1 protein-coding gene, 17 tRNA genes and 2 rRNA genes are annotated in these 14754 nt (G+C 53.5%); all 20 read left to right on the top strand.

Annotated elements, in window-relative coordinates:
• Positions 1 to 72: 72 nt before the first annotated feature.
• The 20 genes from QMO62_RS15260 (at position 73) to QMO62_RS15165 (ending at position 14712) form a co-directional block, all read left to right on the top strand.
• A 16S ribosomal RNA gene (locus QMO62_RS15260) occupies positions 73 to 1607 on the top strand.
• 639 nt (positions 1608 to 2246) lie between these two features.
• Positions 2247 to 5161: ribosomal RNA gene (locus QMO62_RS15255) — 23S ribosomal RNA — on the top strand.
• The 16S and 23S rRNA genes sit together here with 17 tRNA genes alongside, the layout of an rRNA operon.
• A gap of 135 nt (positions 5162 to 5296) precedes the next feature.
• Positions 5297 to 5372, top strand: a tRNA-Asn gene (locus QMO62_RS15250).
• Positions 5373 to 5379: 7 nt separating this feature from the next.
• Positions 5380 to 5451 (top strand) — tRNA-Glu (locus tag QMO62_RS15245).
• 11 nt (positions 5452 to 5462) lie between these two features.
• A tRNA-Val gene (locus tag QMO62_RS15240) sits at positions 5463 to 5538 on the top strand.
• 16 nt (positions 5539 to 5554) lie between these two features.
• Positions 5555 to 5631, top strand: a tRNA-Met gene (locus tag QMO62_RS15235).
• 8 nt (positions 5632 to 5639) lie between these two features.
• Positions 5640 to 5716, top strand: a tRNA-Asp gene (locus QMO62_RS15230).
• Between the two features lie 16 nt (positions 5717 to 5732).
• Positions 5733 to 5805, top strand: a tRNA-Phe gene (locus QMO62_RS15225).
• A gap of 7 nt (positions 5806 to 5812) precedes the next feature.
• Positions 5813 to 5888 (top strand) — tRNA-Thr (locus tag QMO62_RS15220).
• Between the two features lie 12 nt (positions 5889 to 5900).
• A tRNA-Tyr gene (locus tag QMO62_RS15215) sits at positions 5901 to 5985 on the top strand.
• Positions 5986 to 5991: 6 nt separating this feature from the next.
• A tRNA-Trp gene (locus QMO62_RS15210) sits at positions 5992 to 6065 on the top strand.
• 17 nt (positions 6066 to 6082) lie between these two features.
• A tRNA-His gene (locus tag QMO62_RS15205) sits at positions 6083 to 6155 on the top strand.
• 13 nt (positions 6156 to 6168) lie between these two features.
• Positions 6169 to 6240, top strand: a tRNA-Gln gene (locus tag QMO62_RS15200).
• A gap of 10 nt (positions 6241 to 6250) precedes the next feature.
• Positions 6251 to 6323: transfer RNA gene (locus QMO62_RS15195), tRNA-Lys, on the top strand.
• An 8-nt stretch (positions 6324 to 6331) separates the two neighbouring features.
• Positions 6332 to 6417: transfer RNA gene (locus QMO62_RS15190), tRNA-Leu, on the top strand.
• Positions 6418 to 6428: 11 nt separating this feature from the next.
• A tRNA-Leu gene (locus tag QMO62_RS15185) sits at positions 6429 to 6512 on the top strand.
• A 5-nt stretch (positions 6513 to 6517) separates the two neighbouring features.
• A tRNA-Gly gene (locus tag QMO62_RS15180) sits at positions 6518 to 6592 on the top strand.
• A gap of 7 nt (positions 6593 to 6599) precedes the next feature.
• Positions 6600 to 6676: transfer RNA gene (locus QMO62_RS15175), tRNA-Arg, on the top strand.
• Between the two features lie 131 nt (positions 6677 to 6807).
• Positions 6808 to 6881, top strand: a tRNA-Pro gene (locus tag QMO62_RS15170).
• A gap of 151 nt (positions 6882 to 7032) precedes the next feature.
• The gene (locus QMO62_RS15165) at positions 7033 to 14712 is read left to right on the top strand and encodes an S-layer homology domain-containing protein (RefSeq protein ID WP_284642200.1); all 7680 of its coding nucleotides are present in this window, start codon (positions 7033 to 7035) and stop codon (positions 14710 to 14712) included.
• Positions 14713 to 14754: the final 42 nt, after the last annotated feature.

Raw genomic sequence — 14754 nt, 5'->3', positions numbered from 1 at the left:
AACAACGAGAGAGTGAAATACAACGAATCTTCGGATTCGTGCTAGCTTTGAACATGAGCAAGTCAAACTACTTTAATGGAGAGTTTGATCCTGGCTCAGGACGAACGCTGGCGGCGTGCCTAATACATGCAAGTCGAGCGAGGGTCTTCGGACCCTAGCGGCGGACGGGTGAGTAACACGTAGGCAACCTGCCTGTAAGACTGGGATAACTACCGGAAACGGTAGCTAAGACCGGATAGATGGCTTCTCCGCATGGAGGAGCTTGGAAACACGGCGCAAGCTGTGGCTTACAGATGGGCCTGCGGCGCATTAGCTAGTTGGTGAGGTAACGGCTCACCAAGGCGACGATGCGTAGCCGACCTGAGAGGGTGATCGGCCACACTGGGACTGAGACACGGCCCAGACTCCTACGGGAGGCAGCAGTAGGGAATCTTCCGCAATGGACGAAAGTCTGACGGAGCAACGCCGCGTGAGTGATGAAGGTTTTCGGATCGTAAAGCTCTGTTGCCAGGGAAGAACGTTCCGGGGAGTAACTGCCCTGGAAATGACGGTACCTGAGAAGAAAGCCCCGGCTAACTACGTGCCAGCAGCCGCGGTAATACGTAGGGGGCAAGCGTTGTCCGGAATTATTGGGCGTAAAGCGCGCGCAGGCGGTCTTTTAAGTTTGGTGTTTAAGCCCAGGGCTCAACCCTGGTTCGCACTGAAAACTGGGAGACTTGAGTGCAGGAGAGGAAAGTGGAATTCCACGTGTAGCGGTGAAATGCGTAGAGATGTGGAGGAACACCAGTGGCGAAGGCGACTTTCTGGACTGTAACTGACGCTGAGGCGCGAAAGCGTGGGGAGCAAACAGGATTAGATACCCTGGTAGTCCACGCCGTAAACGATGAGTGCTAGGTGTTAGGGGTTTCGATACCCTTGGTGCCGAAGTAAACACAGTAAGCACTCCGCCTGGGGAGTACGCTCGCAAGAGTGAAACTCAAAGGAATTGACGGGGACCCGCACAAGCAGTGGAGTATGTGGTTTAATTCGAAGCAACGCGAAGAACCTTACCAGGTCTTGACATCCCTCTGAATACGGTAGAGATATCGTAGGCCTTCGGGACAGAGGAGACAGGTGGTGCATGGTTGTCGTCAGCTCGTGTCGTGAGATGTTGGGTTAAGTCCCGCAACGAGCGCAACCCTTGATTTCAGTTGCCAGCATTCAGTTGGGCACTCTGAAGTGACTGCCGGTGACAAACCGGAGGAAGGTGGGGATGACGTCAAATCATCATGCCCCTTATGACCTGGGCTACACACGTACTACAATGGCCGGTACAACGGGCAGCGAAGGAGCGATCCGGAGCAAATCCTTAGAAGCCGGTCTCAGTTCGGATTGCAGGCTGCAACTCGCCTGCATGAAGTCGGAATTGCTAGTAATCGCGGATCAGCATGCCGCGGTGAATACGTTCCCGGGTCTTGTACACACCGCCCGTCACACCACGAGAGTTTACAACACCCGAAGTCGGTGGGGTAACCGCAAGGGGCCAGCCGCCGAAGGTGGGGTAGATGATTGGGGTGAAGTCGTAACAAGGTAGCCGTATCGGAAGGTGCGGCTGGATCACCTCCTTTCTATGGAGTCCATGATGGCTGCAGGCCATCGGACATAATAGCTGACAACTGACATCGTTCCACGATGTAACAGTTGCAGCGAACTCACTCTCCTCGTTGTTCAGTTTTGAAAGGTGCAATGCCTTTCTATACATAGGATGTTTTGCTTCGCTGAAGGCTGAAGGAATAACGGACTTTTAGGACGTTATTCAGTTGAAACAGCAGCGAGAAGCTGGAATAACGGTTTTTCAGACCGCTATTTCGGCGAAAACTAGGCAAAACCGCTCCACAATCGCGTTACAGCAGAAAATAACGGTTCGAAAGTCCGTTATCTGCCTCTGACCGATTCCAAAACCGCAAATAACGTTCTCAAAGTCCGTTATTGTGCGAGCGCCTTTGGTAATCTTGATGCTTGCATCAAAGATTGCGGACGTGCTAAGGTAACCTTCCTGCCGCGGTAATGCGAGCAGCGAAGAACAATCCTTGTTCCTTGAAAACTGGATATCGAAACAAAGCAAAATGTCGAAACATCTATTACGATGTGATGATTGAGCGCATGCGAAATCATCAATCTTTTAGCTGCTAGTGAGAATGTCTTGAGTTTGGAGTGACTTTGTGCGTAGCACAACGGAACGGAGAACCAAGATCATTCGAACGATTGGTTAAGCTAATAAGAGCACACGGAGGATGCCTAGGCACCAGGAGCCGAAGAAGGACGTGGCGAACGACGAAATGCCTCGGGGAGCCGTAAGCAGGCTTTGATCCGGGGATGTCCGAATGGGGAAACCCGCGTGAGGTAATACTCACGTACCACACAGTGAATACATAGCTGTGTAGGAGGCAGACGAGGGGAACTGAAACATCTAAGTACCCTCAGGAAAAGAAAACAAAAGTGATTCCGTCAGTAGCGGCGAGCGAAAGCGGAACAGCCCAAACCAAGGGGCTTGCCCCTTGGGGTTGTAGGACGTCAATGTGAGTGCAGGTTGGTAGGCGAACAGGTCTGGAAAGGCCGGCCAAAGTGGGTAACAGCCCCGTAACCGAAAGCAACCGAGACTCTAGACGGATCCTGAGTACGGCGGGACACGTGAAACCCCGTCGGAATCCGGCAGGACCATCTGCCAAGGCTAAATACTCCCTGGTGACCGATAGTGAAGCAGTACCGTGAGGGAAAGGTGAAAAGAACCGCGGGAGCGGAGTGAAAAAGAACCTGAAACCGTGTGCTTACAAGAAGTCAGAGCTCGTTAAAGAGTGATGGCGTGCCTTTTGTAGAATGAACCGGCGAGTTACGTTTACGCGCAAGGTTAAGGTGAGAAGCCGGAGCCGCAGCGAAAGCGAGTCTGAATAGGGCGAATAAGTACGTAGACGTAGACCCGAAACCGTGTGATCTACCCCTGTCCAGGGTGAAGGTGCGGTAACACGCACTGGAGGCCCGAACCCACGAATGTTGAAAAATTCGGGGATGAGGTGGGGGTAGCGGAGAAATTCCAATCGAACTCGGAGATAGCTGGTTCTCCCCGAAATAGCTTTAGGGCTAGCCTCGGGTGATGAGTCGCGGAGGTAAAGCACTGATTGGGTGCGGGGCCCGCCAAGGGTTACCAAGTCCAGTCAAACTCTGAATGCCGCAGACTTTAACCCGGGAGTCAGACAGTGAGTGCTAAGATCCATTGTCAAGAGGGGAAACAGCCCAGATCATCAGCTAAGGTCCCCAAGTGTGTGTTAAGTGGGAAAGGATGTGGAGTTGCAAAGACAACCAGGATGTTGGCTTAGAAGCAGCCACCATTGAAAGAGTGCGTAATAGCTCACTGGTCGAGTGACTCTGCGCCGAAAATGTAACGGGGCTAAACACACCACCGAAGCTATGAGTCCAATTTTGGGCAGTAGGGGAGCGTTGTAACAGCAGTGAAGGTTGATCGTGAGGACAGCTGGAGCGGTTACAAGTGAGAATGCCGGTATGAGTAACGAAAAGACAAGTGAGAATCTTGTCCGCCGTAAGCCTAAGGGTTCCTGAGGAAGGTTCGTCCGCTCAGGGTAAGTCGGGACCTAAGGCGAGGCCGAAAGGCGTAGTCGAAGGACAACAGGTTGAAATTCCTGTACCACCGTGAACCGTTATGAGCAATGGGGTGACGCAGAAGGATAGTGACGCGGACTGATGGATGTCCGTCCAAGCAGCGAGGCTGGTTAGTAGGCAAATCCGCTAATCGTAAGGCTGGGCTGTGATGGGGAGCGAAATTATAGTAGCGAAGGTCATGAGTTCAAGCTGCCAAGAAAAGCCTCTAGCCAGGGAGAAGGTGCCCGTACCGCAAACCGACACAGGTAGGCGAGCAGAGCATGCTAAGGCGCTCGGAAGAACTCTCGTTAAGGAACTCGGCAAAATGACCCCGTAACTTCGGGAGAAGGGGGTGCCTCGTGTAGGGTGAATAGCCCGAGGGGGCCGCAGTGAAAAGGCCCAAGCGACTGTTTAGCAAAAACACAGGTCTGTGCGAAGCCGCAAGGCGAAGTATACGGGCTGACGCCTGCCCGGTGCTGGAAGGTTAAGGGGAGCGGTTAGGGGTTAAACCCGAAGCTGTGAACCGAAGCCCCAGTAAACGGCGGCCGTAACTATAACGGTCCTAAGGTAGCGAAATTCCTTGTCAGGTAAATTCTGACCCGCACGAATGGCGTAACGACTTGGGCGCTGTCTCGACGAGAGATCGGTGAAATTTTAATACCTGTGAAGATGCAGGTTACCCGCGACAAGACGGAAAGACCCCATGGAGCTTTACTGCAGCTTGATATTGGACTTTGGTACGATCTGTACAGGATAGGTGGGAGCCTAGGAAGCCGGAGCGCCAGCTTCGGTGGAGGCGCCGTTGGGATACCACCCTGATCGTATCGGAGTTCTAACCTGGCACCATTAGCTGGTGTGGGGACAGTGTCAGGTAGGCAGTTTGACTGGGGCGGTCGCCTCCTAAAGAGTAACGGAGGCGCCCCAAGGTTCCCTCAGAATGGTTGGAAATCATTCGAAGAGTGCAAAGGCATAAGGGAGCTTGACTGCGAGACAAACAGGTCGAGCAGGGACGAAAGTCGGGCTTAGTGATCCGGTGGTACCGAATGGAAGGGCCATCGCTCAACGGATAAAAGCTACCCTGGGGATAACAGGCTTATCTCCCCCAAGAGTCCACATCGACGGGGAGGTTTGGCACCTCGATGTCGGCTCATCGCATCCTGGGGCTGAAGTAGGTCCCAAGGGTTGGGCTGTTCGCCCATTAAAGCGGTACGCGAGCTGGGTTCAGAACGTCGTGAGACAGTTCGGTCCCTATCTGTCGCGGGCGTAGGAAATTTGAGAGGAGCTGTCCTTAGTACGAGAGGACCGGGATGGACGTACCGCTGGTGTACCAGTTGTCTCGCCAGAGGCACGGCTGGATAGCCAAGTACGGAAGGGATAAGCGCTGAAAGCATCTAAGCGTGAAGCCCCCCTCAAGATGAGATTTCCCAATTCGTAAGACCCCTTGTAGACGACGAGGTAGATAGGTTCGGGGTGGAAGCGCGGCAACGTGTGGAGCTGACGAATACTAATCGGTCGAGGGCTTATCCTACATTAGACAAATTGCTAGCGAAGACATCTCGTTTGGGAGCGACTTTGTGCGAAGCACAACGGAGTGATAAAATGAGATTGTCGGAGCGTTGTTTCGAATCCAGTTTTCAAGGTGCAAGCCGCTTTGAAACGTTATTCCCTGATAGCTCAGTTGGTAGAGCACTCGACTGTTAATCGAGTTGTCACAGGTTCGAGTCCTGTTCGGGGAGCCACTTATAAGGCCCGTTGGTCAAGGGGTTAAGACACCTCCCTTTCACGGAGGTAACAGGGGTTCGAATCCCCTACGGGTCATAGCAATACCTGGAGGCTTAGCTCAGCTGGGAGAGCATCTGCCTTACAAGCAGAGGGTCGGCGGTTCGATCCCGTCAGCCTCCACCATATAAGATTTACACGACGCGGGGTGGAGCAGCCCGGTAGCTCGTCGGGCTCATAACCCGAAGGCCGCAGGTTCAAATCCTGCCCCCGCAACCAATCATCGCGGAGCCGTGGTGTAGAGGCCTAACATGCCTGCCTGTCACGCAGGAGACCGCGGGTTCGAATCCCGTCGGCTCCGCCATTTTTTATTTTAACTAGGCTCGGTAGCTCAGTCGGTAGAGCAGAGGACTGAAAATCCTCGTGTCGGCGGTTCGATTCCGTCCCGAGCCACTTTTATGCCGCTGTAGCTCAATTGGTAGAGCAACTGACTTGTAATCAGTAGGTTGGGGGTTCAAGTCCTCTCGGCGGCACCATTGTAATACCACGGAGGCTTAGCGAAGTGGCCAAACGCAGCAGACTGTAAATCTGTTCTCCTTGAGTTCGGTGGTTCGAATCCATCAGCCTCCACCAGTCTGTAGGGGCATAGTTTAAAGGTAGAACAAAGGTCTCCAAAACCTTTGGTGTGGGTTCGATTCCTGCTGCCCCTGCCAGTACCTTTGATAACGTGGCGGTCGTGGCGAAGTGGCTAACGCACCGGATTGTGGCTCCGGCATTCGAGGGTTCAATTCCCTTCGATCGCCCTTTAATCAGTAATGGGGATTAGCCAAGCGGTAAGGCAACGGACTTTGACTCCGTCATGCCTAGGTTCGAATCCTAGATCCCCAGTGTATCTCATGAGTCATTAGCTCAGTCGGTAGAGCACCTGACTTTTAATCAGGGTGTCGTAGGTTCGAGTCCTACATGACTCACTTTTTATGCGGTTGTGGTGGAATGGCAGACACGCTATCTTGAGGGGGTAGTGGGCGTACGCTCGTGGAGGTTCGAGTCCTCTCAACCGCACCATCAGATTACATGCAGTCGTGGCGGAATTGGCAGACGCGCTAGATTCAGGTTCTAGTGGTGTAACAGCCGTGGAGGTTCGAGTCCTCTCGACTGCATCCTTGCGGAAGTGGCTCAGTGGTAGAGCATCGCCTTGCCAAGGCGAGGGTCGCGGGTTCGAGTCCCGTCTTCCGCTCCATAATTATGTGCCCTTAGCTCAGCCGGATAGAGCGTTTGACTACGAATCAAAAGGTCGGGAGTTCGAATCTCTCAGGGCACGCCATTAAAGCTTCATCGAACCACAAACAGATTCGGACGTAAGAGTTCGTCGGAGCTGCGCTTCGGTAGGAATACTACGCAGTCGGCCTAAGGCCGTATCTCTCAGGGAACGCCATGAAAGCTTTATATTAGTAACGGGACGTAGCTCAGCTTGGTAGAGCACCTGGTTTGGGACCAGGGGGTCGCATGTTCAAATCGTGTCGTCCCGATTCTTTCAAACGCAAAACCATCTCTTTTTCATAAAGAGGTGGTTTTTTTATTATTTATTTTTTCTAAAATGTGTAATTTACCACTGGAAAACTTAGGTAAGTACGATATAATGTGATACGATGTGTATCAGACGTATCGGAGGGTAAACCAGTGAAATCAGTTCGTTGGCAAAAACTTAGAAAAACCATGGCTTCTACCATGGCTGCCTTGCTGCTAACTACATCGGTGCTGCCGTCGGCAGCAGATGCCACAAGCAGTGGGGGAAATGTTGCAGAACCATCCGTGTCAGGGAGTGTTTACGGCACTCAATCCGTATCTAGTGTTGCTGCTGCAACCTACCGTCTGGCAGCGCCGCTGTCATGGAATCTGTTAAGTAAGCTGAATAACGGATTTCTAAGTATGGTGTATGCGGCTTCGGATTCGCCGTATACCAAGCTGAGCTCGGATGAGCGGTATTTCGCTTTTATGACGTATGCTATGGATGATGAGCAAGCTACGGGCAGGAAGGTTATCGAGGTAGAAGATCGGCAAACAGGGCAATACCGCAGGGTCAAAACTCCGGATATGACGGGGACGGTGCTGCATTTTGACATGTCACCGAATGGGCGTTATTTTGCTTATACATATGCGGAGGATTTCATCAGCGGCAAGGTAAGGGTATACAAATACGATAGAGAAATGGACTCTTTAGAGCTTGTGAACGGAACGACCTCTTCTACAGAGTTTAGGATGAATGACAGAGATTACGTCTCTATCAATGCGGACGGACGGTATATCGCGTTCGATACGGAGGCCGACGGACTTGTGGCCGGAGACACGGATGGAAAAGCGGATATATACCTGTATGACGCTTTAGCTGCAGGCTCGAAGCTGACTAGAGTCAGCGTACCGAAGGAACAGACATGGAACAGTGCCAGCTGGGCGCCTTCCATAAGTGCGGATGGCAGTAAGCTTGCGTTCGTATCCAATACGAAGCTGACAGAAGATACGGATTTTATCGGTACAGAGAGTTTGTACTTCTTCGACCGTAATGCCTCGGCAGGCAATGAGCTGAAGCGTATTACGCAAGGGGAATCGCCATCGATCAGCGGGGACGGAAGATATGTTGCTTTTGCCACCTCAAAAACGAACTTGGTACCGGGTGACACGAACAATAGGGATGACATCTACGTTTATGACCATACGAATAATAGCTTCAACCGTGTCTCGCAAAACGAAGACGGCACACAGCTGTCGGGGGACAGCCAGAATCCATCCATCAGCCGGAACGGGGCCTATGTCGCTTATGAAGTAAAATCAGAAAGCGGCGCTTGGAATGATACCGACATTTATGTTGCGGATGCGCAGGGATTGTCTTCGAGAAGGATTTCCGTACCGGGTGCACCAATCCCGTTGCGCTCTCCGGGAAAACGTCCGATCTTGGGAGACACGGGGCATACGGTTTCATTTTTCTCCAAGTATATGGAAAATATCAACGGCTTTGAGTTTGAATTTTTCGATTACTTCATCGCAACAAATGGAACGGCGCCAGCTTGGCCGGCAGGGAGCAGCTTGACCGCTACAAACCTTGGTGAGGATCATATCACACTAACTTGGACGCCGGCAACAGACCCCGATGGGATTACTGGCTACGCGATTTATAAGAACGGGACCCCTATTGCTTACAAATCCGCTAATGAAGCAAGAACGGTGACGCTAACCAATCAGGTGCGGGAAGAGGATACGGATTACCTATTTCGTGTAGAGGCAATTGACAGTAAGTATCATCGCAGTATGAGCGGCCCTAGCTACAACTGGGAGTCTCAAGGGGGAGGCAATCCGCCTCCGGACGGAGAGGAAACCAGCTTAACCTGGTTAGGGGAAAAGACGGATCACGGTCCGCTAAAAAAGGGCAGCAAGATCCGATTAATCGCTCAAGGCGCGACGAAGCGCGAAGCGATTGTCGAGTGGGCTTATAAAGAGTGGTCGGGAAGCGGTCAAGTGACGAAAACAGCCTCTGCCCCATTAAAGGAGAATGCCGCAGCTCCGGGCCTATATATGGGAGAACTGCAGCTGACACCGGAGACGACGGAGCTGACGAGCATGAAGCTCATGCTCAGCGGGGGAGGTCAGGTTGAAGTCAAGGAAGCGGAGGAGTTGCCTGCTCCGGTCGGCGGGGGGCTTCAGGTGGCTTTGAGTGGAGCGTCGCCTGCCGAGCTACGGGGGACGCTGCTCAGCTTATACAGCCCGACAGCCGGAGACCAGCGCATGATGACGGTGCGTGAGAATGGCATGGAGGCGATTGACGGACTGTGGCCGGGGGATGATTATGAGGTTACACTCTATACGTCGGATGAACGGTATGAAATCGGTCGTTTAAATAATGTAAGGATTGAGCCAGGCAGGACGAGTGCCGTTACCGTACCCGTATCCGTACCGGCGAGATTTCAGGTGAAGGTACTGGATGCGACGGGTAAGCCGGTCTCTAACGTTCCAGTTACGTTGTGGGACGATCAGCAACAATCCATCGCATTCATGCATACCCAAGAGGATGGCACCACCTATTGGAGGGATGGTCTGCTGCGGGATCAGAACGTGACGGCTGAGCTGGATTTGCGTGATTTTTACTACGAGGTGGCTCCCGGCACGCCTTTGAGCTATAAGCTGAGTGGCGGGGACAATGTGCTCACTGTCAATCTGATTGCGCCAGGCAAGGGAGTTCTTGAGGTGACGGTGAAGAGTCCGGAGAACAAGCCTGTCTTTAACGCATACGTCACGGCTACACAGAAGGTGAAGAGCAGCATGCCGCCGGTCGTGATTCAAGGGCATACGAGCTTGGACGGCAAGGTTCGCTTCGAGCTGTTCCAAGGTGAGGTTGAGCTGGAAGCGGCGGAGTATTCCTATGATTACAGCTCCGGTAAGGTAAAGGCGAGAGTGACGGACCAGACGACGACGTACCTGGACGTTCCCGTAAAGCAGCCGGATCAGGGTGTTGTCAATTTGAAGGTATACAAAAAAGCGCTTGATACCGAGTGGCAGGGGCCGCTTGATATGCAAAATGAGAACTTTCTGTCCCATGTATCGACTCCGTTCGGCTGGGTAAGAACTTATTATTCCAACGCTGTGAGACTGGGCGGAAATCCAGGGACGCCAGTACAGGTGTGCGTATCTGGCTCTATCCATGCTTATGTGAACTCATGTCAAACCGTGACCATGGATGAGAACTCCAATGCGACAGCCGAGGTAAGGCTTCAAGAAACAGGTGCGCGTGTACAAGGCTCCGTAGGATTAGGACGAAATATTTATTACTACGCTACGATCTATGAAATGAAACAGAGCGGCAGCAAGGAAAGAGTCGCCAATGTTTGGGACGAAAGCTTCCAAACGACGCCTTTTAACGTTAATGTGCCGCGAGGCGGTACCTTCCGGATGGAGATCGGGCGAACGATTCGCGACACCGGGAGTAAGACGCGATATGAATATGCGCAGGTCGATTTCACCATTGACGAAGGGCAGATTAAGAGCTTAGGGACGATTTCTTTTAGTCCGACGAGTTATTTTACAAATCAATCGGGCAATCATTTCTCGGCTCTTCCTGCCAGGGCAATGGCCGGGAGTACCGTGACCCTGAGGGCTGCCTACCGTAATAATCAAGACCGGGCCTTAACGAATGCTGCGCTGCTGTTGGAGATACCTCAGGGGATGTCGCTCGTTTCGGATGCTAACGGCAATAAGGCGGTAAGCGGCGGCAAGGAACCGATTACCGTGGAAGGACGTCTGCTCACCGTCCCACTGGGCACCTTGGCCAAAAACGATAGCGGGATCGTAACGTATAAGCTGCAGGTAGCGAGTGATTATAACGAGGATACCGCCGCTGTGGGAGCCAGGATCAAGGGGCTGCTCGGGACGGATGCAGTGGAGGAAACGTTAGGCACGGTTCATCTGGATACGCCGCGGGTGACCTTGGATGCTCCGACCCGGATTTCCGACGAGGGGATGCGGACGGTGGTAAGCGGTTATGCGCCGGCGGGAAGCGAGATCAGCATTTACGATACGAATGTGAAAATCGGCGGTGCGATGGCGAATGCAGCCGGTATGTGGAAGACGGCAGTTACACTCGTGGATCTAGGCAATCCGAGCTTGCATGCGCTTTGGGCGAGCACGACGAAGGATAGCATTACCCTGCAATCCGATAAGGTCTATGTGCAATATGATAAGGATGGACCGCAGCTGCTGCGGATGGCGTTTGCCCAGCTGCCGGATAAGCGCTGGATGACGATTGAGCCTGGAAAGGATGCACCGAATTTCGTTTACACGGTGTATCCTGGGAATCCGTTCCAGTTTGATTTTGATTTCACGAGACCGGATAGGGTTGAGAACGTTCGGGTTTATATGGATGGGCAGGAAGGGGAGCCGATTCCGGCCGTTCGGGAAGGAGACCTGTTCAGGGCGATCGTGCCGACGACGAACGGCTCGCTTGGCGGAATTTACATTGATTACGATGTGATAAAGACACCGCAAGCCTATGACGGACGTCTGCCGAGCATGGAGGAGGTTCGCGCAGCGTTCCCGCCGAAAATGCGTGATTTTACGGTCGTATCGACGACACCTTATGAGCAGAAGGATGGAAAATATTCCGGTTCCGCGACGCTTCAATTCCCTCAGCTGAGGAATAAACGGATGACTATAACCATGACCGTAGATCCCGAATCGGCCTATAAGCCTTCACCGGAGGAAGTACTTCTTGCGGAGCGGTCGGGCGTACCTGCAGTACAGAAGAGCTTCGACGTCGTGGAAACCGACACTTCCTTAGCGATAGCCATTAAGGGCTATATGCCAAGAGACATGGTTGCTCAGCAAGGTGCCGCGTCGTTCGCAGGCGCGCGGGCGAAGCTATCGGGCTCCGGAGATTGGGGGCATACGGCGGAGTATTTTATGGAGATCAAGGCGGATGTGGATGAAGTGAACGATCAGATCTCCGAGGTCAAGGATCAGTACGAAGGCTATAAGGAATATGCGGAGAAAATCAACAAGATTATGTATAACGTGGAAACGAGCGGTATGGATTGCCTCGACGAAATGCCGACGACCGCCAAGCAGGCGGGTAAGGCGTTAGCGGCTGTTGTGCTTGGCGAGGTGGCCAAAACGGCTCTCGGTGCATGGACCGGGGCGATGGCATTAACCGGGCCTGCCGGGGTGGTTGCGGGTGTTGTAACGGGTGTGGTCGAGGATAAGATCGACAACTATGTGGATTCACAGATCGACTCCGTGGGCACCGGGTTTAATCAATGTAACGATCCTGAGAAGAAAAAGAAGAAGGGCCGGAAAATCGCCGATCCTAGGTGGATCTATGATCCGAGCGGTTACGTGTACGAGGCGGTAAAAAGCAACCGTCTGGAGGGCGTCGAAGCGAAGGTCATGTACCTGGATAACGGGGTATGGAGACCTTGGCTCGAAGCTGGGGAATACGGTCAAGTGAATCCTCAGCAAACGGATAAGGAAGGCAAATACGGCTGGGATGTCCCGCCGGGCAAATGGAAGGTCGAGTGGAGCAAGAACGGCTACCTACCTAAGAGCAGTGCAGAGCTTGATGTCCCACCGCCTCATACGGAAGTGAATGCAGGACTGGTTTCCCGCGAGGAGCCGAAGGTAGCTACTGTCACAGGGGTTACCTACGACGGGGGCAGTTACGTGGATGTAACGTTCTCGAAGTACTTGAAGGTGACGAGACTGCCGGAAGGTGCCGTTGTTCTGGCGGGTGCAGGCGGGGGTTCCCTGGAGCTGAACCAGGCGGCGTTCATTCAGGAAGAGACGGGCGATAACAACGAGAAGCTGTCCCGGACGATTCGGCTGGTGCCGAAGACTCGATTGGTTACGGGCGGTGAGTATAACGTGACATTGGATGCAAGGTATTTCCTCAGCTATGCGGGTGTTTCGATGCTGACGTCCAATAGCGGGCCGCATGGATTGATCGTGAAGGAGCTGGACACCGCAGGACCGATTGCGGTCAAGGCGATGGCAGAGAGCGGAGGTCGTGTCATTCGCCTTACGTTCAATGAGCCGATTCAGTACAGTGCGGATGCAGCGAAGCTTCAGTTGAACGGCGTTGCGGGAACGATTAGTTCGGCCGTGGCCGCTACGAAGAAGGGCATTGCCGAGACGCACGAGCTGGTACTGACACTGAGCGGACAGCAGATTACGGGGGCAGCTCAGTTAACGCTTCTCGATGGAGCGGTGAAGGATCTGGGCGGCAATGGGTCTGCGGCAGGGGTATTGTCGCTGACGCTGGACATGAATCCCGGATTAAGCGGGTTGTCGGTGAGCGCGGGAAACTTGTCGCCGGCATTTGAACCCGGAACATTAGTGTATTCGCTGGTGCTTCCTGCAGGGACGAAGCAGCTCGAGATAACGGCAACCGCTGCTGATGCCGGAGCGAAGCTCACCATTGGCGGAGAGCTTGCGGTGAGCGGGACAGCAAAGACGATAGCGGTTCCGGCAGACGGGAATATCCCTGTCGTGGTGGAGCTTGGCGGCGGTGCCGCGGTACGTCAATATGTACTGAAGGTTCGTTATGATGACGAAGGAAATTCGTCTGGGAACGGTACTTCAGGGTCTGGTGGCAATGGCGCCGGTGCTCCTGCCGGTGGATTCGCTCAAGATAAGGACCCGCTGAACCTTGGCGAAACGGCTGTGAAAGAGCGCAAACCGGCTTCCTCCGGCGCAGGTACGGCTGTTGTGGTAAGCATTCCTGCGGATGCTGTTGCTTCTGCCTTGAAGGATGGCAAGAAGGGCAAAGAGCTGTATGTCGATGTTACGGACGCCGCTGAAGAAGTGGTTATAGAACTTCCTTTGGAAGCGGCGCGACAGCTGGGCAAAGCGGAGGGTACACTGCTGCTGAAATCCAAGCAGATGAATGTCCGTTTCAAGGCTGACGAGCTGAAATATGATAGTGTACCTGGCGGAGCGAAGGTACGTTTGGTTGTCAATCAGGCTGAGACTAAGCTAGTTGAAGCGGCAATCGCTTCAGCACGTAAGCAAAGTGAAGGCTTACAGCCGGTGTCGGGCCTGCAGTTTGTTCGTGTGGAAGCTGTGGACGGAAATAAGGTAATTGAACTTTCCGGCAGCGGCCAAAAGGGCATAACAGCGCAGTTCAGCGCAGCGAATGGGAAGGCATCGGATGTATACCGTTACGATGCTGGAACAGGATTATGGAAGCATGTCCGGAGTAAAGACGGTTTATGGTTCGAAGCGGACGCATCAGGTCCGTATGCGGCTATGAGCTTTAAGAACAGCTTTGCCGATACTGTAGGGCACTGGGCTTATCAGGATATCGATTGGATGGCGCGCCGCTTGCTTGTAAACGGTGTTTCATCCGGCGAGTTCAAGCCGGAAGGCTCGGTGACCCGAGCGGAGTTTGCCGCCATCCTGGTACGGGCGTTAGGGCTTACCTCTAACGGGGCTGGTGCCAACGGTCAGCAGACCTTCACGGATGTGAGCACGGACGCCTGGTACCACGATGCGGTGACAGCCGCGGCGGCATCGGGTCTCGTGAACGGAATGGACGGCGGTATGTTCCAGCCGAACGAGACGATTACCCGGGAGCAGATGGCGGTCATGATGAGCCGGGCGCTTGGCTTGCTTCGTATAGGCGGGACCAGTAGTGCTGGTGCGTCGTTAGGAGCGTTCTCTGACAGCGGCAAGGTTCAAGACTGGGCGAAGGAAGGCGTGGAAAAGGTGCTGAAGGAAGGCCTCATGCAAGGCATGACGGACACGACCTTTGGACCGGAAGGCATTACGACCCGAGCTCAGGCCGCGATAGTAGTTGGCAGGATGCTGAAGAAGCAGGAATAGATGAGAGCACCCCTTCACTGTTCGCGGTGGAGGGGTGGTCAT

Source organism: Paenibacillus silviterrae (assembly GCF_030167925.1).
Classification (GTDB): Bacteria; Bacillota; Bacilli; order Paenibacillales; family NBRC-103111; genus Paenibacillus_G; species Paenibacillus_G silviterrae.
This window is presented reverse-complemented; position numbering and strand designations above follow the sequence as displayed.